This is a genomic window from Secundilactobacillus similis DSM 23365 = JCM 2765, assembly GCF_001311075.1.
In the GTDB taxonomy this organism is placed as follows: domain Bacteria; phylum Bacillota; class Bacilli; order Lactobacillales; family Lactobacillaceae; genus Secundilactobacillus; species Secundilactobacillus similis.
In genome coordinates this window covers 1-23,525 of sequence record NZ_BBAD01000011.1, presented here as the reverse complement: position 1 = coordinate 23,525, position 23,525 = coordinate 1, and the positions used below count along the sequence as shown (strand labels likewise).

Here is a 23,525-nt window from a genome sequence, read left to right as displayed (position 1 = left end):
AAGGAGGTGCCTACTCAATGAGTCGTATTGGATACAAGACAGTTACTATTCCAGCCGGTGTAGAAGTTAAGCGTGACGGCAATGACGTTACGGTTAAAGGTCCTAAGGGTGAAATCACTCGGACTTTCTCACCAATCATCACGATGAACGTTTCCGAAGGCGAAGTTAACTTCGATCGTTCAGACAACAACAACAAGACCCGTGCCTTACACGGAACTACTCGTGCCAACTTCAACAACATGGTTGAAGGGGTTACTAAGGGTTTCTCTAAGACCTTAAAGCTTGTCGGTGTTGGTTACCGTGCCCAATTAAAGGGCAAGTTGATCTTAAGTGTGGGTTACTCAAACCCAGTTGAAATGGAAGTTCCTTCAAACTTGAAGGTTGAAGTTCCTGACAACAACACGATCAAGATCGACGGAATCAGCAAGCAAGAAGTCGGTGACTTCGCTGCTGAAATCCGTGCCGTTCGTTCACCAGAACCTTACAAGGGTAAAGGTATTCGTTACGAAAACGAACACATCACCCTTAAAGAAGGTAAAACTGGTAAATAATGCTGCGTAAGCAGTTCACAATAAATTCAAAGAGGTGACTATTTTGATTTCGAAACCAGATAAGAACAAGACACGTCAAAAGCGCCATGGACGCGTTCGTAACAAGATTTCTGGTACTGCAGAGCGCCCACGCTTAAATGTTTTCCGTTCTAACAAAAACATCTACGCTCAAGTAATTGATGACGTAGCGGGTGTGACGCTGGTCAGTGCCTCGACATTAGATAGTGAAGTAGCAGCCGGTAACAAGACGGAACAAGCCCAAGCAGTTGGTAAGCTTGTTGCAGACCGTGCCGCTGCCAAGAAGATTTCCGAAGTTGTCTTTGATCGTGGCGGTTACTTATACCACGGCCGTGTGCAAGCATTGGCAGAAGCAGCTCGTGAAAACGGCTTACAATTCTAAAAAAGGAGGAATAACCACTAATGGCAAAGTTTATCGATCCTGAAAAGTTGGATCTTGAAGACAACGTTGTGTCAATCAACCGGATTACCAAAGTTGTAAAAGGTGGCCGTCGTCTCCGTTTTGCAGCCCTTGTCGTTGTCGGTGATCACAAAGGTCACGTTGGCTTCGGTACTGGTAAAGCTCAGGAAGTTCCTGAAGCAATCCGTAAGGCTGTTGAAGCCGCTCGCAAGAACTTGATTGAAGTGCCTATCGTTGGTACTACTATTCCACATCAAATCATCGGAGTTTACGATGGTGGCCGGATTCTTTTGAAGCCTGCCGCTGAAGGTTCCGGGGTTGCTGCTGGTGGCGCTGTTCGTGCCGTCATGGAACTTGCTGGCGTTGCCGATGTTACAAGTAAGCGTCTTGGCTCAGACACCCCAATCAACGCAATTCGTGCTACCTTCGAAGGCTTAAAGCAATTGAAGCGTGCTGAAGAAGTTGCTGATTTACGTGGCGTCTCAGTTCAACACTTGGCTGAATAGGAGGATCTCAACATGGCTGATTTAAAGGTTACTTTGACTCGCAGTGTCGCACATCGTCTTCCTAAGCAACGTAAGATCGTTCAAGCCCTTGGCTTGCGGAAGATCAGTAGCTCTGTTGTCCTTCCTGACAACGATGCTACTCGCGGTGCGCTTTTCCAAGTTGCACACTTGATCAAAGTTGAAGAAGTTAAATAATTAAAAAATAAGGAGGTGCCTTCATTCATGAAGTTGAACGAATTACAACCATCTGAAGGATCACGTTTTACACGTTCACGTAAAGGCCGTGGTCGTTCTGCTGGTAACGGTAAGACATCCGGTCGTGGTCAAAAGGGCCAAAAGGCTCGTAGCAAGACTCGTCTTGGTTTCGAAGGTGGACAAATGCCTTTGTACCGTCGGATTCCTAAACGCGGCTTTACTAACATTAGCCGTAAAGAATTCGCTATCGTTAACTTAACTACCTTAAACGATCGTTTCGAAGATGGTGCAGAAGTTACTCCTGTAGCATTAGTTGAAGCAGGCATCGTTAAAAACGAAAAAGACGGTATCAAGATTCTTGGTAACGGCGAAATCTCAAAGAAGCTTACGGTTAAAGCGCACAAGTTCTCTGCTAGTGCAACTGCCGCAATCGAAGCTGCAGGCGGTAAAACTGAGGTGATTTAATGCTCTCAACCATGAAAAACGCGTTTAAGGTTAAAGATATTCGAAATAAGATTTTCTTTACACTGATGGTTTTGGTAGTCTTCCGGATTGGCTCGTATATTACTGTTCCTGGGGTTAATGCGAAGGCTTTACAAAGCGTGGCGTCTTCTGGATTGGTCAGCATTTTAAACATGTTCAGTGGTGGCGGTTTGACAAACTACTCCATCTTCGCGATGGGGGTGTCACCGTACATCACCGCTCAAATTGTGATCCAACTTCTACAGATGGATATCGTACCGCGATATGTAGAATGGAGTAAACAAGGTGAAGTCGGTCGGAGAAAGTTAAATCAACATACGCGTTACTTAACGATTATCTTGCGTTCGTTCAATCAATTGGGATTACGGCTGGGTTTAACACCCTAAGTAGTCTTAATCTGGTGAATAACCCAGGCGTTAAGACTTACGCCATGATTGGTTTGATTTTGACTGGTGGTACAATGCTGACCACTTGGATGGGTGATATGATCACCGACCACGGTTTAGGTAACGGTGTCTCGATGATTATTTTCGCCGGGATTATTGCTAGAATGCCAACCGGGGCTCAACAGTTGTATCAAAATTATCTGACTGATGTTAACTGGCAGAACATACTGTTTGTCATCGGCATTGTGATCTTGGTCCTCATCATTGTGACGTTTGTGACCTGGGTCCAACAAGCTGATCGGAAGATTCCGATTCAGTATACCCGACGTGTATCAGGTGACCCTGATAGCAGTTATCTACCATTAAAGGTTAACGTTGCCGGCGTGATCCCAGTTATTTTTGCGAGTTCGTTTATTGCAACGCCTCAAACCATCTTGATGGCGTTCGCAAATAACCACTCTGAAGACACGTGGTATCAAGTGATGACTAACATCTTCAACATGCAATCAACTGGTGGCACGATTTTATACACGATTTTAATTATCCTGTTTACTTTCTTCTATGCGTTCGTTCAGGTTAACCCAGAGAAGTTATCCGAAAACTTACAAAAACAAGGAAGTTATATTCCAGGAGTTTGGCCCGGACATGAGACTCAAGTGTATGTTTCAAACTTACTCATGCGTTTGAGTACGGTTGGGGCACTGTTCTTAGGGTTCGTTGCGTTGATTCCATTAATCGCTCAAAACGTTTGGAATCTGGATGAATCAATTGGACTTGGTGGTACTAGTTTACTTATCGTTGTTGGTGTCGCAATTCAAACGATTCAACAGATCGACGGGTTAATGATGAAACGACAATATGTCGGCTTCATCCAAGATCCACGTCCAGCTGAATGAGACGAGTAATGGTGTGGTGACTTGTTCAGCACACCATCTTGTCATTTTGTAGCAGATTACTAGGAGGTAACATAATGTCAATGAATCTGATTTTAATGGGCTTACCTGGTGCAGGTAAGGGAACTCAAGCACAAAAAATTGTCGAAGACTTCGATATTCAGCATATCTCAACTGGTGACATTTTCCGTGAAGCCATGAAAAATGAAACTGAGATGGGTGTTGCTGCTAAGAAGTTCATCGACAAGGGTGAATTGGTTCCTGACGAAGTGACGAACGGGATCGTTCGCGAACGTTTGTCACAAGATGATGTGGCTAACGGCTACATGTTAGATGGTTATCCAAGAACAATTGACCAAGCGGAAGCACTTGATCAATTTGGGACTGAATTGGATCGGAACGTGGATGCCGTTATCAATATCCACGTTGAACCAGAAGTCTTAATTGAACGACTTTCGGGTCGGTTCATTTGTCGGACCTGCGGGGCAACGTATCACAAGATCTACAACCCAACAAAGGTTGAAGGCACTTGTGACGTTTGTGGTGGCCACGACTTTTACCAACGTGAAGATGACAAACCGGCAACGGTTAAGAATCGGTTGGATGTTAACATCAAGATGAACACCCCATTGGTTGATTTCTATCAATCAAAAGGCGTTCTTCATACAGTTGATGGTGACCGCGACATTGACGCAGTTTACCAAGACATCAAAGCGATTTTGAACAAGCTCGCGTAAAACACCTCTGAATCCCGGATTGACTTGCTTCTCAGATTATGGTGTGGTAAACTAACTCAGGTTAGCCTCAATAATTGGGCAAGTCCGGGCACTATTTAAAGATAGTTATCAATCAATCAAGGGGGTACTTTCGTGGCTAAGGACGTCATCGAAGTTGAAGGTAAAGTTACTGAAACGTTGCCTAACGCAATGTTTCGGGTCGAACTAGAAAACGGGCATGAGATTTTAGCGCACGTCTCTGGCAAGATTCGGATGCATTACATCCGAATTTTACCTGGGGACCGCGTTACGGTTGAAATGTCTCCGTACGATTTGACCAAAGGCCGGATCACTTACCGCTTCAAGTAAGTCGATTTTTTGGTTTGGATTAAGACAATAGGAGGTTTAGATTACAATGAAAGTAAGACCATCTGTTAAAAAAATGTGCGATCACTGTAAAGTAATCAAGCGTAAGGGTCGAGTAATGGTTATTTGCTCAGCTAACCCTAAGCACAAGCAACGTCAAGGTAAATAATTAAACTATAAACTAGGAGGTGCAACTTAATGGCTCGTATTGCTGGAGTTGACTTGCCACGTGACAAGCGAATCGTCATTGGCTTAACTTACATTTTCGGAATTGGTAACACTACTGCTCAAAAGATCATCGAAGAAACGGGTGTCTCACCAGACGTTCGCGTTCGTGACTTAACCCCTGATGATGAAGACAAGATCCGTGCAGCCGTCGACAACTACCAAGTTGAAGGTGACTTACGTCGTCAAGTAAGCATGAACATCAAGAATCTTCAAGAAATTGGTTCTTACCGTGGCATGCGTCACCGTCGTGGTTTGCCTGTTCGTGGCCAACACACGAAGAACAACGCCCGTACTCGTAAAGGTAAAGCCGTTGCGATTGCTGGTAAGAAGAAATAATCAATTAAAAGGAGGGTATGACATTTTATGGCAACTAGAAAAACTTCGCGCAAACGTCGCGTAAAAAAGAATATCGAGTCCGGTGTTGCTCATATTCACTCAACATTTAACAACACTTTGGTCATGATTACTGACATGCAAGGTAACGCTATTGCGTGGTCATCTGCTGGTTCACTTGGCTTTAAGGGTAGCCGGAAGTCAACACCATTTGCTGCACAAATGGCTGCTGAAGCCGCTGCTAAGGGTTCAATGGAACATGGTATGAAGACTGTGGAAGTTGCTGTCAAGGTCCTGGTTCTGGCCGTGAAGCCGCAATCCGTGCCTTACAAGCAACTGGTCTTGAAGTTACGGCTATCCGAGACGTAACGCCAGTGCCTCATAATGGTTCTCGTCCTCCAAAGCGCCGTCGTGTATAGTCAATCCCGCGGTTTAGTGGAGATACGAGACCTGAATAATGGGATTAATTTACATGGCTCAATGCGTTTTGAAAGGGGTAAAAGATAAGAATGATCGAATTCGAGAAGCCTAACATTCACAAAATTGAAGAAAGCGACGATTATGGCAAGTTTGTCGTTGAACCGCTCGAACGGGGTTACGGAACTACGTTGGGGAATTCTTTAAGACGAATTCTGCTTTCTTCGCTTCCTGGTGCTGCTGTCACTAGTATTCAAATTGATGGCGTGTTACACGAATTTTCAACTGTTGAAGGTGTCGTGGAAGACGTTACGCAGATTATTTTGAACACAAAGAAGATTTCGCTTAAGCTTGAAGGACCTGACGATGAAATCGAGTCAATGGAAATTGACGTTAAGGGCCCAGCTCAAGTCACTGCCGGTGATATCACCGCTGATAGCGACGTGACGGTATTGAACCCTGATCTTTACATTGCAACTGTCGCGGAAGGTGCAACTTTCCACATGCGTATGACTGCAAACAAGGGTCGTGGCTACGTTTCCGCAGACCGGAACAAAGCTAAGGAAGACATGCCAATCGGCGTTTTGCCTATTGATTCTATTTATACCCCAATCGAACGTGTTAACTATCAAGTTGAAAACACGCGAGTTGGCCAACGGGATGATTACGATAAGCTGACTTTGGATGTTTGGACCGATAGTTCAATTACGCCAAGTGAGTCAATCAGTCTCGCAGCCAAGATTTTAACGGAACACTTAGCAATGTTTGTTGATTTAACTGACGAAGCTAAGAATGCCGAAATCATGGTTGAAAAAGAAGAAACCCACAAGGAAAAGATGCTTGAAATGACCATCGAAGAACTCGACTTGTCAGTTCGGTCATACAACTGTCTGAAGCGTGCCGGAATCAACACTGTTCAAGAGTTGACCAATAAGACTGAAGCCGACATGATGAAGGTTCGTAACTTGGGCCGGAAGTCATTGGAAGAAGTTAAGGCTAAGCTTTCTGATCTTGGGTTATCACTTCGTAAAGAAGATTAATTAAACAAAGGAGGGTATCTACTCATGAGTTACCGTAAATTGCAACGAACAAGTTCACAACGTCGGGCATTATTGCGTGATTTGACTACTGAATTATTGATTCATGGTGAAATCAAGACCACTGAAGCCCGCGCCAAAGAAGTACGTTCTACTACTGACAAGATGATCAGCTTAGGTAAGCGCGGAGACTTGCACGCCCGTCGTCAAGCCGCTGCATTCCTTCGCGACGTTGTTGCAGATGTTAAGGAAGATGGCGATAACATCCAAATCTCAACTGCATTGCAAAAATTGTTTAGCGAAGTAGCACCTAAGTATGCAGATCGTAACGGTGGTTACACCCGGATCTACAAGACCATGCCTCGTCGTGGTGATGGCGCTCAAATGGTTATTTTACAACTTGTTGATTAATTTTAATCAGTAATCGTGACTACGTCTATTGCGTAGTTGCAATAGAATCACACCAAATTTTAGGTATAAAGCGTTATGATGATGAAGGTTTTCAAGTCTAGCTTGAATACGGAATTCTCCGTGCACCTTTAATTTGGTAGTGATTTTTTTGTGCCATAAATTACGGACCAGCTCGCTGGGTGGCTTCGCTTTGCGCGGCTGCTGAGTGAGCGGGTCCGTTTTTACATAGTTAGAAATTGGTCTTACTCTGCGATAGCAGGCGGACACTTAGCGGCGATTGTTCAGGACGAAAGGGTGCATTACCCCAGCAGAATTTGGTATAATGGCTCTTGAATTGAAAATAAACGGGGAATGACGACATGGCTTTAATCAAGGTGTCACACTTAAGTTACCAATATGCGAATAGTGAAACTAAAGCAGTGGACGACGTTAGCTTTGAAATTGAGGGCGGCGAATGGGTCGCCATTGTTGGCCATAACGGGAGTGGTAAGAGTACCATTGCCAAATTGTTAATCGGCTTGATGGCCGCTGATGAGGGTTCAGTTGAAGTCGATGGTCAAACCCTCAGTGAAGCCACCGTTTGGCAGATTCGAGAGACCATCGGCATGGTCTTTCAGAACCCAGATAACCAGTTTGTTGGCGCAACCGTGGCCGATGATGTGGCGTTTGGGATGGAAAACCGCCAAGTGGACCGGGACACGATGGTGCCACGAGTTGAATCGGCGCTCAAACAGGTTGGTATGTGGGACTTTAAAGACCGGGAACCGGCCAAGTTATCTGGTGGTCAGAAGCAACGGGTTGCACTTGCTGGCATTATTGCGGTCGCACCGAAGATTTTGATTTTAGATGAAGCAACTAGTATGCTGGATCCGCAAGGGCGGCGCGACATTTTACGCACCATCAAGGAACTTAAGGACCGACTGAATTTAACGGTGTTGTCGATTACCCACGATATTGATGAAGCGGCGAACGCTGATCGCATCATGGTAATCGATGACGGGCACTTCGTTGAAGAAGCGGATCCTGAAACGATTTTCAGTCACGGCCAACGGTTGATTGAAATGGGCCTTGATGTACCGTTTTCTGAGAAATTAAAACTTGCGTTAGCTGACCGGGGCGTTGCCGTTCCGAACAACTACCTCGATGAAGGGAGTCTAGTGGACTGGTTATGGACATCACATTCCAACACGTAAATTACTGGTATCAAGCTGGGACTCCCTTTGCGGTGCAGGCCCTAACTGATATTGATCTGACAATTGCTAGCGACACCTTTACGGCGGTGATTGGCCAGACTGGTAGTGGTAAGTCAACCATGATCCAGCATCTGGATGCCTTGTTGAAACCGACTGAAGGCACCGTGGCGATTGGGGATCGATTGATTGATCACACAACGAAAAATAAGCATTTAAAACCGGTTCGTAAAAAGGTGGGAATTGTGTTCCAGTTTCCCGAGAACCAGTTATTCGAAGAAACGGTCATCAAGGATATTGCCTTTGGCCCGCAGAATTTTGGTGTTAGTGAAACTGATGCCACCAAGTTAGCCCGTGAAAAGGCTGAACTGGTTGGCTTGGATGCGGCGTTACTGGAACGCTCACCGTTTGATTTGTCCGGTGGGCAAATGCGGCGGGTAGCGATTGCCGGGGTGTTGGCTTTAGAGCCGGAAGTGCTGGTGTTAGATGAACCTACGGCCGGCTTGGATCCGCGAGGGCGGCTTGAAATCATGAGTTTGTTGACCAAGTTACGGACCGAACAACACCTAACAATTGTGTTGATCACCCACCAAATGGATGACGTGGCGAACTACGCAGACCACGTGATCGTGATGGCACACGGGCAGGTTGTGAAGCAAGGGACGCCGCGAGCCATTTTCAGTGATCCTGAATGGTTGGCTAACTACCAACTGGAGATGCCATCGGCGACCCGTTTTGCGCAACGGCTGGTTGAGCGGGGATTCAGTTTTGATCCGCTACCGTTGACCGAGGCTGAGTTAGCCGACCAATTAATGGGGCAACTGCCAAAGGAGGCGACTCCTCATGGATAAATTCCTGTTTGGCCGCTATATTCCAGGCCATTCCTGGGTGCACCGGTTGGATCCGCGGGCGAAGTTAGTGCTCTGTTTTATGTACGTCTTAGTGGTGTTCTTTGCCAATAACCTGTGGACCTACTTATTGCTGACGGTGTTACTATTGGCTTCGGTTGCTGCAACGGCGATCTCACTCCGGATCTTTTTGCGGGGGTTACGGCCATTGCTGTGGCTACTGATCTTCACCGTGTTGATTCAAGTCTTCTTCGGTGCCGGTGGGCACGTTTACTGGTCATGGGGCATCTTATCGGTGACATGATGGGCTGATTAGTGCCGGGTTAATTCTGATGCGGTTTGTGCTGATCATCATGATCTCCACGTTGCTGACCTTTTCAACGGCGCCGTTGGACATTGCGGACGGTATCGAATCGCTGTTGTCACCGTTACGCAAGGTGCATTTTCCCGTAGCGACCTTAGCGTTGATGCTGTCGTTGGCGCTGCGGTTTGTGCCGACCTTGATGGATGAAGCTGAGAAAATCATGAATGCGCAACGGGCACGAGGCGTTGATTTTGGGACTGGTGGCTTGAAGCAACAGATCAAGACCATTGTGCCGATCCTCATTCCGCTGTTTGTGAACGCGTTTAACCGGGCCGTGGACATTTCCACTGCATGGAAGCGCGGGGCTATCAGGACGGTGAAAATCGGACCAAATACCGCCAATTGAAGTGGCAGCGGGCTGACACCATTAGTTTCTTGGTGTACGTTGTCAGTTTAGCCAGCGTTATCGGGTTGCGGTTCGTTGCCTAGCCGGGTTAATTTAAGTGAACAATGACGGGCGCGGCCGACGAGTTGTTGGGCCGTGCTTTTGTGAGTTAAGGAGAACGAAATTTGAGATATAAAGTAACGATTGCCTATGATGGCACGAACTTTGCGGGTTTTCAGCGCCAACCAAACCAACGGACGGTTGAAAGCGAGCTGACGAAGGTCGTGAATAAGATGGCTAAGCATCCGGAACCAGCGATTGAAGTTTACGGTTCTGGGCGGACGGATGCTGGGGTGCACGCGTTAGGTCAAGTGGTGCATTTTGACATGCCGTTTAACTTACCACCTGACAACATGCGCAAAGGCTTGAACAGCATGTTGCCGATGGACATGGAAGTGCTGGCGGTGGCACAGGTCGACGAAACCTTCCACGCCCGGTACAGTGTGTCGGGGAAGCGGTACTTGTACCGGATGGATCTTGGCGAATTCCGGAATCCGTTTAAGCGCAACTACACTGGGCACTGGAAGTTTCCGGTGGACGTGGATCGGATCAACGAAGCGGCCAAGGACCTGATTGGCGAACACGACTTTACGAGTTTTGTGGCATCGGGATCCGGCGCCCGGACGAATTTTCGGACGATCTATGAAGCCGGCTGTCACCTTGATGAAGCGAACAACGAGCTGGTATTTGAATTTTACGGTAACGGCTTCTTATACAATCAAGTTCGGATCATGGTAGGGGTGTTGGTTGAAATCGGTGCGGGTACGCGACCGGTGGATGGCATTCAACAGCTTTACAAATTGAATGACCGCCGATATGCGCGGCGAACGGTGCCGGCTAGCGGGTTGTATCTGAAACACGTTTACTACGAAGGCGACGATCCGGCACACCCGACTAAGTTGCCTAAGCACCAACGGTAGGCGAAATTAACGCAAATGCGGTTAAAGTTGAAGGAATGGCTTGACTTTGGGTTGGTAAATTTGTATTATGGAACATGGTATTGTTTACCCCACGAATAAGCCCCGGAAACTTGTTATTGGTTGTAAACAAACACTGAAATTGGAGGAAATTAATCGTGCGTACAACATATATGGCTAAACCAGGTGACGTGGATCGCAAGTGGTACGTCGTTGATGCTACTGATGTTCCTTTGGGACGTCTTGCATCAGCTGTCGCTAACATCTTACGTGGTAAGAACAAGCCTACGTTCACCCCAAATGTAGATACTGGTGATCACGTTATCGTGATCAACGCAAGTAAAGTTGCTTTAACGGGTAAGAAGGCTTCACGGAAGATCTATTACCACCATACGAACCACCCAGGCGGTTTAAAGCAACGCACTGCTGGTGATTTTCGTGAGAAGGATCCAGAAAAGTTAATTGAGACTTCTGTCAAGGGTATGCTTCCTCATACTTCATTAGGTCACAAGATCGGCTTGAAGCTTCACGTTTACGCTGGCGACCAACATGACAATGCTGCTCAAAAGCCTGAAGTTTTGGACATTACTAACCTAATTTAAGGAGGAAATTATATTGGCTCAAGTACAATATCGCGGCACTGGCCGTCGTAAAAACTCTGTTGCCCGTGTACGTTTAGTACCAGGTACTGGTAAGATCGTTATGAACGACAAAGCAATCGAAGAATACATTCCATTTGCTAACTTACGTGAAGTGGTTGTTCAACCATTTAACGTTACTGAAACGCTTGGTAACTATGACGTTTTAGCTAACGTCAACGGTGGTGGCTTCTCAGGCCAAGCCGGCGCAGTTCGTCACGGGATCGCCCGTGCATTGCTCGAAGTTGACCCAGATTTCCGCGGTCCTTTGAAGCGTGCCGGTCTTTTGACTCGTGATGCACGTATGAAAGAACGGAAGAAGCCAGGTCTTAAGAAAGCTCGTAAGGCTGGTCAATTCTCAAAGCGTTAAGATCTATTTCTTCTCGCCTTCAAAAAGCACTTTCCCGTTTGGGAGAGTGTTTTTTGTAGAGCGTGACAAAAAGCGGTTAAAGAGCGGAGCGTAAGGGGCGAAGTGCAGAAAGTCGTGGGTTTCCGACTTTGTGTGCTTCGCCCCTTACGTGCAGCGCTTTGCTTTTTGGCACGCGTTTCGGCACGGTAGCCTGAACGGGTATAAGCAGAAGGGCCATTAAGTCGTGGGTTTTCGACTTGATGGCCCTTGCCCCTTACGTGCAGCGCTTTGCTTTTTGGCACGCGTTTCAGCACGGTAGCCAAAACGGGTTCACAAATCGATCAAGTTCATTTACCCATACCACAACAGAACGTTACCTACTCCGCCAAACTAACCAACACCCTAGTTAACCAGTTTCTCCTGTTACACAGCAGGATGAAACTGGTTATTTTAGGATCAATAAACAATCAGTATAAAACTGGCAACACAACTTTCCCAAATAGCCTAGTCTGTCGAACAGTTTGTGTGATATGATTAAATTCAATTAAAATTTATCTAATTATTACATAATGAAGTATCGAATTAGGAGACCAACAAGTATGAAGCACACGGCAAAGGTGTTAATCGGCATTATCGGCCTAATCGTGATTAGCGTCGGTGTTTTTTTAGTGATGAAATTACTAAATGATTTAAGTGGCTATTCGGCGGATGATTATTTGTACCACTTTTTCTTCACGGGGGAGTGGCCGGCTAAGCATTTACGGGGAATCCATAACGGACTTGATCTCATTCAGTCGGTGCAAAACCATACCCGGTTATTCAATGGGCGGTTTGTGGCGCACACCGGGGTGATGACGATGATGCAATTTCCGAAGGCCGTCTTTAACGTAGCTAACGCACTGGTGTTTGTGGTGGTTGGCTGGTTAATGAACGTTCACGTATTCGGTAAACAGCGCATTAAGGTGGGCTTTTTAGCGCTTACGTTTGCGTTGATGTGGTTCGGCCTACCGGACTACGGTACGACCATCCTCTGGCTGTCAGGCGGCTTTAACTACCTGTGGATGGCCATGATTTACCTCCTGTTCCTCTTACCGTACCGGTTTAACTATCAGGCGCATCACCCGATGTTAATGGCAATCGGTATGAGTGTTTTGGGTTTTCTGGCGGGCGCCACGAATGAAAATACCGCACCGTTGACCCTCTTCATCGCATTTGCGTTCACCCTGTTTGACTGGCAGAAGTCGCAACTCGCGTGGAAGTGGTGTGGTGGGTTATTTGGCGCGCTTGGGTTTTACATTATGGTTAAATCCGGCTCACAACAAATTGCGGTGCGGGGTAAGCAGTTTGAAATCGGTAAGCTTCTGCAAAATGCCGGCCACTACTCTGGGTGGTTACTGGCACTGGCATTCGGGCTTCTAATTTACCTTTACTGGCAACACCATACTTACGGGCATCGCTTAGTCTGGCGACAACAGCGGACTTTTGTGGCCGCTTGGTTATATGGTGTGGGCGCGGTGCTGGGCATCGTGGCCCTCGTGGTGTCACCTCAGATTCTAAGCCGGGTATTTTTTGGGCCAAATCTCTATTTAATTATCGCAATTCTATTAGCATTAAAGGATCACGCCTTGTTACGGCAGGGGACTTGGTTAGTTCGGTTACTTCCCATTAGCGCCGCGCTTATTTTGGGCTTTCTGGCGATTCCCGGTTATCAAGCTGCGGTCCGGTCTAACTTGCAGTCGTACCGAACTTGGGCGACTGGGGATGCGATTTGTCGTGAGGATGCCAAACGAGGTATCGCACACGCCAAAGTCCCTGGCATGCAGCCCGTCTATACGGATCGTAATCAGTACGTGTCATCGACCTACGTCAGCAATGGCAACCCCAACAAACAGTGGTTTAACGTCTGGATGGCGCGCTATTACGGTGTCAAATCCGTCGCGGTCGATAACACCGTTGTGTTACGTGACGTTAAGTTGCCAACCCACACGTGGTAGTGGCGGCTATATCGCGAATTAGGGCGGTTTCACAACACAATCGTGCAGACAATCAGTGGGCATCAAGTTCACGCCGCTACGCAAATGCAGACGGCGACGTTGGTTTATGTCGATTCGAATGGCAAACAAGTCGGGACTGAGGCAATTTCCGGTAACGTTGGGACCAGTTTGATATTTCACACGCCTCGGTGAGTGGCTACAAAACAACCAGTCGACCAACGTCGTATACCTTTACGGCCGTTGCTAATCAAACGGTAACGATTCACGTGACTAAGGCGCCGACAATTGCGCGGGCAACCTTAGTGTATACCACGAAACGAGGCCTGGTTGTCGCTACTGAACCAATTAATGGTGCGGTCGGCCAGTCGATTGACTTAACCCATGCGAGCACGGTGGGGTATCAGACAGCTTCGACAGCACCAACGACTTACCGGTTCACCCAAGCAACTAACCAGCGCGTGACGATGCCGGTATCACCAACGGCACAGGGCATTACGGTGAGCTACTATTCGGGTAACAAACGCGTTTCACGCGCCTTTGAACTGGTCAAAACTGGGGAAACAATTCCAGTCAAGGCACCATTAGGTTATCGGTTGGTCAAACAAGCACAGCGGACCATGCCGGCGAAGGGCCTTGGTCAACTTCGAGTGGCGGTTACTCAGCAAACCGGCTGGGCACGGCTATCAGCCTCAAGCCTGTTTTGGAGTCTGGTTGTTGCGATTGGACTGATACTCTGGGATCAGATTGCGGGCTATCGGGAATTTAAAGCAAAGTCAAAGTCAAAATCTAAAGAAAGCGAGATGAAGTAACGTGTTAGAAACGCTCAAATTTTGGTTGCTCTTAGCAGCCATTGTGATGTTGGTGATTTCCGTGTTGATCATCGGTATTTACTTCTACCATTCCCGGCAACGCTCAAACAATTACTTAGGGAAAGAGGAGTTTGTGCTACGTTATTTTATTCAGCCAACGGTAGATGATTGCGGTAAGCTGACCGGCTATGAGTGTCTATTGCGTGAGCAGCAGCCAGATGGTTCTTGGCGTTTACCTCAACAGTTAGAGACGTTACCACTTCAACGAGTGATCTTTTTATTGGAATCTACTTTCAAAGTGCTGCCAGAAGAACCAATTCAACTTTCCATTAACTTGGACTACGACCAAATTATCAGCCGGAGTTTGACTACTTCGTTCGCTGGGCGATCAGTAAGATTTCGCCGATGCAGCTAGCAGTTGAACTGAGCTTAAAACCCGATCAACGGTACCCTTACCACACGACCTTTTTGCGGCACATTAAAACCGGGCAAAGCTACGGCATGCGGTTTGAAGTCGATAACCTCGGGGCAGAGTCAGCTAACATGCAGATGATCAACTGGATGGTGGGGGTCATTGATACGTTAAAATGCTCAATGCGCGCCTTCCGCAAAACGGATGCCAATCAGTGGTTGGACCTCAATTTGCAAAGCTGGCACCGGTTTGCCGAAGAACAGCACATGCAACTGGTATTGACCGGGATCGAAAACGAAGCTGACGAAGCGTTAGCCTCACAACTTAACATTGGGTTGCGACAAGGGTATCGTTTTGGTCGTCCCAGTGATCCCACCAAGCATAAGGAGGTTGGTCAAGATGGCAAAGTCGTCGAAAAATGAGCCGTCAGTACAACTTTATACGGATGCCTACTTCGAGTCCGGCCACTGGCTTCTCAAACTGTGGCAGACCTTTGTGGCCGTTTTAGCGTGGATCTGTGTGTTTGTTCCAATCATCATCACCGTTGTGAGCTTTTACGGGGTGATGACGGGAAAGCTGCGGCCGTTTTGGCACTATGCCGAAGGCGTTTTTGAGATTCGGTTTATCGGCGTAATTTTACTATTTCTAGCGGCCGTGGCCTTGATCTTTTCGGTGACCATGACGATTATCCAGGTGCGTAAGCGCGACCGGTTGGTGGAACAGTGGCCCACGTTTGACCCGATTGAACAGCGAGTTCGGGAAACGGAACTAGAAGTGTTTATGGATGACCGGTTTGGGCCAGCGTCTTTTCGAGAGGACGTCCGGAATTACCGCGTTAGTGCTGATAAAAATCTAGACACGGATGAATTTCAAAAACTATTTGAGGCCCAGCAGGAAAAGGAAGCGCAGAAAAAATGATCGATCACTTATTTGAAACAACGACGCTGGCCACTGTTATCAATGGTTTCTTATTGGTACTGTGCTTGTACCCAATCATTGGCTCATTTTTCTGGTTTTTTGGGTCACTCAGTTATCGTTGGTTACGGCCGAACGAGGAGGATAATGAGTGGGAACAGCTGCCGGTCAATAAGCAACCGTTGATTACCATCATGATTCCGGCGCATAACGAAGAAGTCATGATCGAAGCCACGATTCGTTACCTGTTTGACCACTTGAACTACACCAACTTTGAGGTGTTGTTGATGAACGATGGCTCAACGGATGAGACTGAAGCCATTGTCCAACGGTTGGAGGCGGAGTATCCACGACTACGGATGATCACGATCGAGAAAAATAAGGGGAAGGCCCACGCTTTTAACATCGGCATGTATTTTGCCAAAGGTGAGTACATTTTATCTAACGACGCGGATACGGTGCCGGAACCGGATGCGTTGATGAAATACATGAACTACTTTATCCACGACCGCGATATGAATACCAGTGCTGTTACAGCCAACATGGACGTTCAAAACCGCACTAAGCTCATTTGCAAGTCACAGACGGTTGAATTCTCCAGCATTGTCGGTGTCATCAAACGCTCTCAAGCGGCCGTGAATGATTCGATGTACGCCTATTCTGGCGCCAACACCATGTATCGGAAAAGCTTCTTGGTTTCGGTCGGCGGCTTTCGACAAAATCGGGCAACCGAGGACATTTCGATTGCTTGGGATCACCAAATGATTGGGGCGGTCCCCCGGTTTGCGCCCAACATTATCTTTCACATGAACGTACCGGAAACGATCCACGATTTGTATCATCAGCGGAAACGTTGGGCGCAGGGTGGCACTGAAGTTTGGTTAACCAACATTAAGAAGTTTTTGGCCCACCCGATTCGCCACCGTTACCAACTCTCCATGTTTGTGGATTCAACGCTGTCGATTATCTGGTCGTTCTTCTTCATTTTGACAACAGCGCTATTTATTGCCACTTGTGCCTACTTCCTTGTGACGGGAAATTATGAACGGTTATGGCACGCGATTGCGATGTCGTTTATTTTCGTCAGTTTTGAAATGTTCGCCGGGTCCTTACAGCTTTTAGCGGCCCTGATTCTTGATAACCGAGGGGCGAAGTTAAAGTACCTCGGTTTTGCGCCACTCTACATGCTGTTCTTTTGGATGGTCAACCCGATTACAATCTTTATGACCTTTATCCCAGCCTCAAAACGATTTGGGGGAAGGGGTCGGGAACTTGGGTCTCACCAAAACGGCAGGCCCTGATTGACGAAAAAAAGGCGCAACGGGCGGCAGAGGATGCGAAAAAGGCTAATTAACGTCATAACGACAATCGACCCTGAGAACTCGGTTTAACGAGCGCTCAGGGTCTTTTGAGTACAATGTTATCAATTGATTCAAAATATCTCAAAAATATCATTGTGTCTAAAATACATTATCGGTATACTTTTAATTAAAGGTAATCAACCCTTAAATCGTACAAGACTGAAAAGTGTCGTTATTGGAGATGGAACTTTGTTAAGTGGCGCAATTTTTGAATCATATATCACCACCCTTTTCTTAGGGGTGTTCTTGGCGGTCGGTATGACGTCACTTCTATACTGGGTGAACGATCGAACCGTGTCACCATTTATTGTGCGCCACCGCAAGGGCATCATTCGGTTGGCTGCACTAGTATATTTAGCGGTATTATATGAGATTCAAGCGATGCAGTATCGGTTAGATCCGCAGATGAGCGTGTTTGGCTGGCACTGGGCCTTTTTGAACTTGATGCTGGTAAGTTTATACGTCATCATCGTGGACATGGGAGATTGGTTCACGGCAACCTTACAGGGCATCTGTTGCGGTATCTATCTGTGGTTTTATGCGGATCCATTTAGTCCGGTCGTTATTGTGACGTTTGTGATCTGGTTGGCGGTGTTGACCGGATTGTATTTGACCCGCGAACGGTTAATGAACTCGCGGTTGGCAAGTTACGTTGGGATGCTGATTCTTGGGTTATCAGGGATTATCGGCATCTATGTGTCGCGTCCCCGGACGTTTGATGCTTGGTGGTGGGTTCGGGAGTTAACCAGCTTTGTGATTCTCGGCATTGCGGTGACCGAATATCGGCGAACCATCCAGCAAACGGATGCGAAAACGGCCGAACTCCAGAGTGTGGCGGCCTATCAACGGCTGGCGCATTCCGATGTGTTTACGGATGATCCACGCATGCTTACCCAGATGTTTACCAGTGCTCGCGCAAACCGGGAACCCTTAGCGGTGGTGACGCTGGATGTAGATCACTTCTCAGCGTTTAACCAACGTTACGGCTATCTGGCCGGCAACATTGCGCTGGTGGACGTGGCGGATGTGCTACAAGAAACGCTGACCCAGGGCAACGTGAACGCGCGGTTATTCCGGTCGGAAGGTGAAGAGTTCTCGATTGGTATCGCTGGCGAAACGGCTGAACAAGTTGCTGAAACCGTCAAAACCTGTTTGGAACGCATTCACCAAAAGCAGTTTGCGGTGGGTGGCGAACCCGTTGTGTTGACGGCTTCAGCCGGAATCGCCATGTTGGAACAAGCCGATGAAACGATCGATGATGTTTATAAACGCGCGGACGACCAGTTGCAACTTAGTAAAAAATACGGCCGTAACAAGGTCAGCGGGAGTGGCGTACCAGAAACCATCGCGGTGGCAGCGCCGAAACCGTTGGCATTTTTCGAACAAGAAATTATCGACGGTACGCCAGCCGGCAACACCAAGTGGGGCGCCGAGTTGCTGTTACGGGCGAAGAATCCTCGGAATCAACAGTGGGAGTTACCAGAACGGTTTGACATCAGCGTTGAACAACAGATTTCGTTCATTACTGAGGTGCTGATTCGAGACCGGGCCTTGAAGCGGATGACCATCAACCTCACGTTAGCCCAGTTCTCGAATTCAAATACCGCCAATTCACTGGCTGGGTTCACGACTGCCGCTTATGGACCGGAAACTCTGATCATTGAAATCACAACGGTGCCCGACCTGAGCACGATTCGACGGGTCACGGCATTGTACCGGTCGGCGGGCGTTAAAATCTACATTGATGATGTGGGTTCAGATAACAGTTATGAACTGGTTCGCAACATCTTGCCTTACATTGACGGGGTTAAGTTTGCGATTCAAAACCTGCGGCCAAAAGAAGCCGACGAACGAATTCAAGAACGTATTGCGTTTTGGGCTGAAATCGCCGAGAACGCGGGTATCGACTTCATCCTTGAAGGGGTCGAAACCAATGAAGATATGGCGTTTGCGCAGGGGCTTGGGGTTAGCCATTACCAAGGGTTCTACTTTGGTAAGCCTGTCTTGCCCGGGCGTGATGATGACTAGTTCAACTTAGTTAGCAAAATCAAAAATCGTGCACCCTTGATGAAAGGGGCACGATTTTTTAGTCCGGTTGTTGGTGGCTGTCGATTCCGGTAGGCGGATAGGCGAGTGCTATGGGGACCGGTCTGAGCCGAAAAGCGGTCTCAGCTTCCGCATGTAAGCCTCGCCAAACACAAATCTAATCAAAACGAGGCTGAGAAAAAAGGCCATATTGGTAAGCATCGAACTAATTTCTTAACTTGAAGTGAGTTGAAAATTTTACTTTATCTCAAGACTGTTATCTAGTCTAAACGTGCGCCAAAACTCAGGTCCCGGCCATATAAGAAAACCGGCCCGTAGATTCCAAAACCAGGAATCCACGGCCGGTTTTCTTATATTCTGGACCTAAACGAGTTTTTGCCCACTCTCTTTTATTAATCATAAGTCTTAACCTGATGCCGATAAAGCCCAAGGGTCACCACAACCAACACGATGACCAGCAGGTAAACCCCAACCGCAATCTTAAATAAGAACGGGTAAGAGGTCGCTTCGATGACGGCGCCACCAACCAGCGGCCCCAACGCCCGTCCAGCCGAGGCTGAGGCGTTGACCAGCCCCTGAGAGCGTCCTTTGACACTAAACGGACTCAGTTGGTTGACCATCACGGAAATCATTGGGAAGGCAGTGGCTTCACCTAACGTCAACAGCATCATTGCGACTACGAAGCTAACGTAGTGTTTTGCACCAGCGAGGACTAAGAAGGACAGCGCCAGCATGACCAGTCCGAATAAGACTTGGTTACGCGGATTATTGGTGAAACGTTGCAGGAAGTTCAGTACGATTTGAATCACGACGATGCCGCTGGCGTTGAGCGTCCACAAGAAACTGTATTTGATCAACGGTAAGCCCAGGTCGGTCATGTAGACGCTGACGTTGGAGGCCCATTGCTGGTACATCAACCAGACGATAACCAGAGAAGCGAAGAGGGTCAGCAAGATGATCCGGTTGGCGGCTGGGAGGTGCGTACTGTGTTTGTCGTGCTGAGCGTGCTCATGAGGTTGTGGCGTCCGGTTCAGTGGCCGGTAAGTCAGCGCCACGACGATCAGATAACCCACGAACAGTACGGCGGCGGTGACGAATAAGAGCGTGATACTGATATCGTATAGGTAGCCCACCAACGCTGTCCCCAGCACGATGCCAAGGTTTTGGAATAAATACAGCAGGTTGAACACCCGATTGCTGTTCATGTCGCGGATGCTGGTAGCACTGGCGTTGGTGAGCGCCACGTTCCAACCGGAACAAAATCCCAGCAGTGCTAGCCAGAACCCAAACAGCGGCCAACCGTGAGAGAAGGTGAGGGCAATCAACACAAGCAGCGAACCAGTGATCCCACCCAGCAGGAGCTTATACGGATTCCCCCGGTCGTACAGCACCCCACCCGCGTAACTGCCGATGATCCCGGTCAAGGAGTTCAACAGCAGCACGATACCAATGGTGGTGAGTGAGATATGAAGTTGATTGTGGAGGTAAACGCTGGTCAGCGGCCAAATGAAACTCATGCCGAGGTCGCTGATCAACGCGCCGGTGGCAAGCCAGCGCAGTTTAATGGATTGGGTGGTCATGACGTGAACTCCTTTCGAGAATAATGGCTAAGATGAATGCAACGATAAGCTATTCTAATTAGAAATTATGTCATATAATAAAGATGATAAAATGAAAATACAATGAGAATACGTGACTGGAGGCGCAAAAATGAAACCATTGATTGGCATGCCAACGGATGCGGACTGGACGCACCGGGGGTTCAAAGACTACATTGATGATCGAGTCGCACAGGGCATCGTGGCCGCAGGTGGGATCCCGGTGATGATCCCACCGCATGATGTTAACATGATCGACGATTACGTGGCGCGGTGTGATGGCTTTGCATTTTTAGGCGGTCCGGATATTGATCCAACGCTGTTTGGTGAGGAACCCGTTGCGAAGTTGGGCAATACCTCATTGCGAAAGGATCAGTTTGAGTTAGGCCTGTGTCGGGCGGCCTTTAAAGCGGGCAAGGCGATGTTTGGCATTTGTCGTGGGATTCAAATTATTGGGATTGCACTAGGTGGTCAGATGTATCAGGACTTCCCGAGTCAACACGAGGGCGCTTTTGTGAAGCACCAACAAGACGCGCCGGCGATGTACCCAACCCACCACGTGACAACGGTACCGGGGACGTTAACGGCAAAGTTGTTGGGTGAAAAGCCCTACGTCAACTCGTTTCACCACCAGACGCTAAAAACGGATGTCGGCCCCTTATTAAAGGTGACGGCCCAAGCAGCGGATGGGGCGGTTGAGGCCATTGAGTCCATCGATAACCAATTGGTGCTGGCTGTGCAGTGGCACCCGGAGTTTTTGTTTGAGACGATGCCGGAAGAAAGGGCGTTGTGGGGAAACTTTGTCGAGAGGGTGGAGCAAGGCGGTTAGAAGGTGGTGTATAAGGGCGGCCCAAGCGAAGCTACCGGTCTTTGGTAGGTTTGCTGGGGCCGCCCTTATATGCAACCTTCTGCCTTGCGGAACCCGTTTAGTCTCGAGGACAGGAAAGCACCATGGGTAGAAACTCTCAGTGAACGGTAACAACAAACGGATGGTTGACGCCCGTTCAGTCTTAAGAACAACAATCAAAAATGTACACTATTTTAACAAAGGATGCACCTCTCAAAAACCACAACAAAAAAGCCCCAGTCCGCTCCAAGACCAAGCTTCATCACCCAGCATCAACGCCAGTATTCACTTAATGCAACTAAGCCTTATGATTCCCGCGCGCTTCTCGAATGGCGGTCAACCGGGCATCAATCAGGCCACGGATCTCCGTGAGGTCCTGAAAAAGGTTGGTATTCATCGGTTTCGTTATCGACTTCCATGCGCGTCAGCAGTTTGGCTGCCGCGACAACGTTACGGTAATAGGTTTCTTGGGTTTTCAATCAGCTCACGCTCCTTAACTAATCAGCTGGTCATCTACTCCCACAATTGTACTATAAATTGGTATATAAATGTGGCATATTTTAAAATTAGTTGAGGCCCTTGATTAAGCGCGGTTACTCGAAATCGAGAAAAAAACTCGCTAAAGTGAACCGGAAATGGGTATAATGGAACATAACTAGTTTCACATTGGAGGTAATTTCTGTGAGTTTAGAAACATTTCCCGGTGATTTGGCGCAGTGCTTCTCCATCATCCACCGTGCATTTCAACGAGACACCCAACCACTCTATAAAGCAATCCACTTAAACGTGACGAATGCGTACATATTATTGTTATTAGAAAAGCAGGGGGAGAGTAGCCAAAATGCCTTGGCGCGGACGCTTGTGATCAACAAGGGTCAGATCACCCGTGAAATCAAGCGGCTGAGCGAACTGGGCTACATTTCCCAAACCCAGTCGGTCGACAATAAAACCACCAACGTGATTCGTATTACCGCGGCTGGTTTAGAGGTCGTACCAAGTATCGTGAAGATTCGGAATGATTGGTGGCAAGAACGCCTCGATCATAATCAGGTCACGGTCGATGCCCCGTTTGCGGAAACCTGCAGACCATCATGGCGGACTTGATTGAAAGTAACCGGACTAAAATCTAGAGGTTTTAAAAAGCGCTATCCACGTGCGATTCTCAAGGGAGAATTGGCCGAGGATGGCGCTTTTGGATTAAAGACTTTCAATCATGGTTTTCGTATCGTTGATTTGTTCAAAATGCCGCAGCGCATCTTGATAGTGGTGCTGGGACTTCGCCAAAATTGCATCAACGATCACCGTTGTGGGAAAGCCCAAGCGGGTAGCATCGCGAACGGTTTTGCAGACGCCGTTTTCGGCAGCGATTCCGGTGACGACGAGGTGTTTGACACCAGCGGCCCGCAAGGCATCGACCAGTGCGGGTTGCGAAAAGGCGCTGGGTAAATGCTTTTCAAGGCGGTGCACCTGAAGCTGAGCGTTATCAAACAGTGAGCGACTCAGCGTTTGGTCAAAAAGGTGGGGAAATGCTTTGGGCCGCATCGTCACGATGAAAATCGGTAAGTGATGGGCGGTGAACGCGTCGATCAACAGTTGGTTATTTGCCAAAAGGGTCGTAAAGTCAACCGGTGCGGGTTGTTTGTAGACGTGTTCGGCAAGGTAGCGTGTGCCAGCCTGCATGTCAATGACAACCAGACCAAGGTGCCGAGCCGTTTTGAGTGGATTATTGGTTAAACTCACGTCAGTACGCCTTCCTTTCAATGGTGATTAACCATAGCTTACATGGTTTTGGCGGGAATGTCAGTAGTGGGGTGGGGAGTGTAAGGGAAATTTAAAGAGCAGAGAACGGAGCAAGGCGGTTAGAAGGTGGAGTATAAGGGCGCAAGTAAGACTGCTGGGTTTTGGCAGTCTT

The 23,525-nt window shown here is 47.9% G+C and carries 25 protein-coding genes and 5 pseudogenes; 27 read left to right on the top strand and 3 right to left on the bottom strand.

The features are described 5' to 3' along the window. The first annotated feature begins 17 nt into the window (after positions 1-17). The 25 genes and pseudogenes from rplF to JCM2765_RS03835 all read left to right on the top strand — a co-directional run bounded on the left by rplF (position 18) and on the right by JCM2765_RS03835 (position 19,150). Positions 18-551 carry a 50S ribosomal protein L6 gene (gene rplF / locus JCM2765_RS03950; protein WP_054734015.1) on the top strand — a complete coding sequence of 178 codons (534 nt, stop codon included), beginning with the start codon at positions 18-20 and terminating at the stop codon, positions 549-551. Positions 552-585: 34 nt separating this feature from the next. Further along, on the top strand, positions 586-951 hold the full coding sequence (rplR, locus tag JCM2765_RS03945; protein WP_054734012.1) for a 50S ribosomal protein L18: 366 nt from the start codon (positions 586-588) through the stop codon (positions 949-951). 20 nt (positions 952-971) lie between these two features. Further along, positions 972-1,475 (top strand): 30S ribosomal protein S5, encoded by a 504-nt coding sequence (rpsE, locus tag JCM2765_RS03940; RefSeq protein ID WP_054734009.1) that lies wholly within the window; start codon positions 972-974, stop codon positions 1,473-1,475. 12 nt (positions 1,476-1,487) lie between these two features. Then, positions 1,488-1,670 (top strand): 50S ribosomal protein L30, encoded by a 183-nt coding sequence (gene rpmD, locus JCM2765_RS03935; protein ID WP_054734006.1) that lies wholly within the window; start codon positions 1,488-1,490, stop codon positions 1,668-1,670. Between the two features lie 27 nt (positions 1,671-1,697). Continuing rightward, the gene (gene rplO / locus JCM2765_RS03930; RefSeq protein WP_054734003.1) at positions 1,698-2,135 is read left to right on the top strand and encodes a 50S ribosomal protein L15; all 438 of its coding nucleotides are present in this window, start codon (positions 1,698-1,700) and stop codon (positions 2,133-2,135) included. Next, positions 2,135-3,435: pseudogene (gene secY, locus JCM2765_RS03925) on the top strand (preprotein translocase subunit SecY). Before rplO ends, secY begins: the two are co-directional and overlap by 1 nt. Positions 3,436-3,509: 74 nt before the next feature. Then, entirely contained in the window at positions 3,510-4,169 is a 660-nt protein-coding gene (locus tag JCM2765_RS03920; RefSeq protein WP_054734001.1) for an adenylate kinase, read from the top strand. Between the two features lie 132 nt (positions 4,170-4,301). After that, entirely contained in the window at positions 4,302-4,517 is a 216-nt protein-coding gene (gene infA, locus JCM2765_RS03915) for a translation initiation factor IF-1 (protein ID WP_010619611.1), read from the top strand. Between the two features lie 46 nt (positions 4,518-4,563). Further along, a complete protein-coding gene (rpmJ, locus tag JCM2765_RS16620) occupies positions 4,564-4,683 on the top strand; it encodes a 50S ribosomal protein L36 (protein ID WP_054709090.1) in 120 nt (39 codons plus the stop codon). 29 nt (positions 4,684-4,712) lie between these two features. Further along, on the top strand, positions 4,713-5,078 hold the full coding sequence (rpsM, locus tag JCM2765_RS03910; RefSeq protein ID WP_054733999.1) for a 30S ribosomal protein S13: 366 nt from the start codon (positions 4,713-4,715) through the stop codon (positions 5,076-5,078). Positions 5,079-5,105: 27 nt separating this feature from the next. After that, positions 5,106-5,494 (top strand): annotated as a pseudogene (gene rpsK / locus JCM2765_RS03905) (30S ribosomal protein S11). A gap of 90 nt (positions 5,495-5,584) precedes the next feature. Beyond that, positions 5,585-6,532, top strand: a complete 948-nt coding sequence (locus JCM2765_RS03900; RefSeq protein ID WP_054733993.1) for a DNA-directed RNA polymerase subunit alpha — start codon at positions 5,585-5,587, stop codon at positions 6,530-6,532. A 24-nt stretch (positions 6,533-6,556) separates the two neighbouring features. Continuing rightward, on the top strand, positions 6,557-6,940 hold the full coding sequence (gene rplQ, locus JCM2765_RS03895; RefSeq protein ID WP_054733992.1) for a 50S ribosomal protein L17: 384 nt from the start codon (positions 6,557-6,559) through the stop codon (positions 6,938-6,940). Positions 6,941-7,299: 359 nt separating this feature from the next. Next, a complete protein-coding gene (locus tag JCM2765_RS03890; RefSeq protein ID WP_054733989.1) occupies positions 7,300-8,133 on the top strand; it encodes an energy-coupling factor ABC transporter ATP-binding protein in 834 nt (277 codons plus the stop codon). Continuing rightward, positions 8,109-8,981, top strand: coding sequence for an energy-coupling factor ABC transporter ATP-binding protein (locus JCM2765_RS03885; protein ID WP_054733986.1), 873 nt, complete (start codon positions 8,109-8,111; stop codon positions 8,979-8,981). The genes JCM2765_RS03890 and JCM2765_RS03885 overlap by 25 nt, the downstream gene beginning before the upstream one ends. After that, positions 8,974-9,771: pseudogene (locus JCM2765_RS03880) on the top strand (energy-coupling factor transporter transmembrane component T family protein). The gene JCM2765_RS03885 and the pseudogene JCM2765_RS03880 overlap by 8 nt, the downstream one beginning before the upstream one ends. A gap of 81 nt (positions 9,772-9,852) precedes the next feature. Next, positions 9,853-10,647 carry a tRNA pseudouridine(38-40) synthase TruA gene (gene truA, locus JCM2765_RS03875; protein ID WP_054733984.1) on the top strand — a complete coding sequence of 265 codons (795 nt, stop codon included), beginning with the start codon at positions 9,853-9,855 and terminating at the stop codon, positions 10,645-10,647. A 155-nt stretch (positions 10,648-10,802) separates the two neighbouring features. Next, a complete protein-coding gene (rplM, locus tag JCM2765_RS03870) occupies positions 10,803-11,246 on the top strand; it encodes a 50S ribosomal protein L13 (RefSeq protein ID WP_054733981.1) in 444 nt (147 codons plus the stop codon). A gap of 13 nt (positions 11,247-11,259) precedes the next feature. Next, on the top strand, positions 11,260-11,652 hold the full coding sequence (gene rpsI, locus JCM2765_RS03865) for a 30S ribosomal protein S9 (RefSeq protein WP_054733978.1): 393 nt from the start codon (positions 11,260-11,262) through the stop codon (positions 11,650-11,652). A gap of 578 nt (positions 11,653-12,230) precedes the next feature. Then, positions 12,231-13,625, top strand: coding sequence for a DUF3329 domain-containing protein (locus tag JCM2765_RS03860; protein WP_054733976.1), 1,395 nt, complete (start codon positions 12,231-12,233; stop codon positions 13,623-13,625). Between the two features lie 188 nt (positions 13,626-13,813). Continuing rightward, a complete protein-coding gene (locus JCM2765_RS03855) occupies positions 13,814-14,434 on the top strand; it encodes a hypothetical protein (RefSeq protein WP_054733973.1) in 621 nt (206 codons plus the stop codon). A 46-nt stretch (positions 14,435-14,480) separates the two neighbouring features. Continuing rightward, positions 14,481-15,268: pseudogene (locus JCM2765_RS03850) on the top strand (EAL domain-containing protein). Continuing rightward, on the top strand, positions 15,246-15,764 hold the full coding sequence (locus JCM2765_RS03845; RefSeq protein WP_054733970.1) for a hypothetical protein: 519 nt from the start codon (positions 15,246-15,248) through the stop codon (positions 15,762-15,764). Before JCM2765_RS03850 ends, JCM2765_RS03845 begins: the two are co-directional and overlap by 23 nt. Then, positions 15,761-17,115: pseudogene (locus JCM2765_RS03840) on the top strand (glycosyltransferase family 2 protein). Before JCM2765_RS03845 ends, JCM2765_RS03840 begins: the two are co-directional and overlap by 4 nt. A 196-nt stretch (positions 17,116-17,311) precedes the next feature. Further along, positions 17,312-19,150, top strand: coding sequence for a GGDEF and EAL domain-containing protein (locus JCM2765_RS03835; protein WP_054733967.1), 1,839 nt, complete (start codon positions 17,312-17,314; stop codon positions 19,148-19,150). Positions 19,151-19,560: 410 nt separating this feature from the next. Here JCM2765_RS03835 and JCM2765_RS03830 read toward each other — a convergent pair whose 3' ends face one another. Beyond that, positions 19,561-20,748: an MDR family MFS transporter gene (locus tag JCM2765_RS03830; protein ID WP_054733964.1), complete on the bottom strand. Its 1,188-nt coding sequence runs from the start codon at positions 20,746-20,748 to the stop codon at positions 19,561-19,563. 130 nt (positions 20,749-20,878) lie between these two features. On the opposite strand from JCM2765_RS03830, the gene JCM2765_RS03825 reads away from it, so the two are divergent. Next, positions 20,879-21,595, top strand: a complete 717-nt coding sequence (locus tag JCM2765_RS03825) for a gamma-glutamyl-gamma-aminobutyrate hydrolase family protein (RefSeq protein WP_054733961.1) — start codon at positions 20,879-20,881, stop codon at positions 21,593-21,595. A 365-nt stretch (positions 21,596-21,960) separates the two neighbouring features. Here JCM2765_RS03825 and JCM2765_RS18690 read toward each other — a convergent pair whose 3' ends face one another. Next, complete coding sequence (locus JCM2765_RS18690) at positions 21,961-22,092, bottom strand: hypothetical protein (RefSeq protein ID WP_263849316.1); 132 nt, start codon at positions 22,090-22,092, stop codon at positions 21,961-21,963. A gap of 202 nt (positions 22,093-22,294) precedes the next feature. Between JCM2765_RS18690 and JCM2765_RS03820 the strand changes: the two genes are divergently transcribed. Then, positions 22,295-22,717, top strand: coding sequence for a MarR family winged helix-turn-helix transcriptional regulator (locus JCM2765_RS03820; protein WP_054733959.1), 423 nt, complete (start codon positions 22,295-22,297; stop codon positions 22,715-22,717). 93 nt (positions 22,718-22,810) lie between these two features. On the opposite strand, the gene JCM2765_RS03815 is transcribed toward JCM2765_RS03820, so the two are convergent. Continuing rightward, a complete protein-coding gene (locus tag JCM2765_RS03815) occupies positions 22,811-23,353 on the bottom strand; it encodes a cysteine hydrolase family protein (protein ID WP_054733956.1) in 543 nt (180 codons plus the stop codon). Positions 23,354-23,525: the final 172 nt, after the last annotated feature.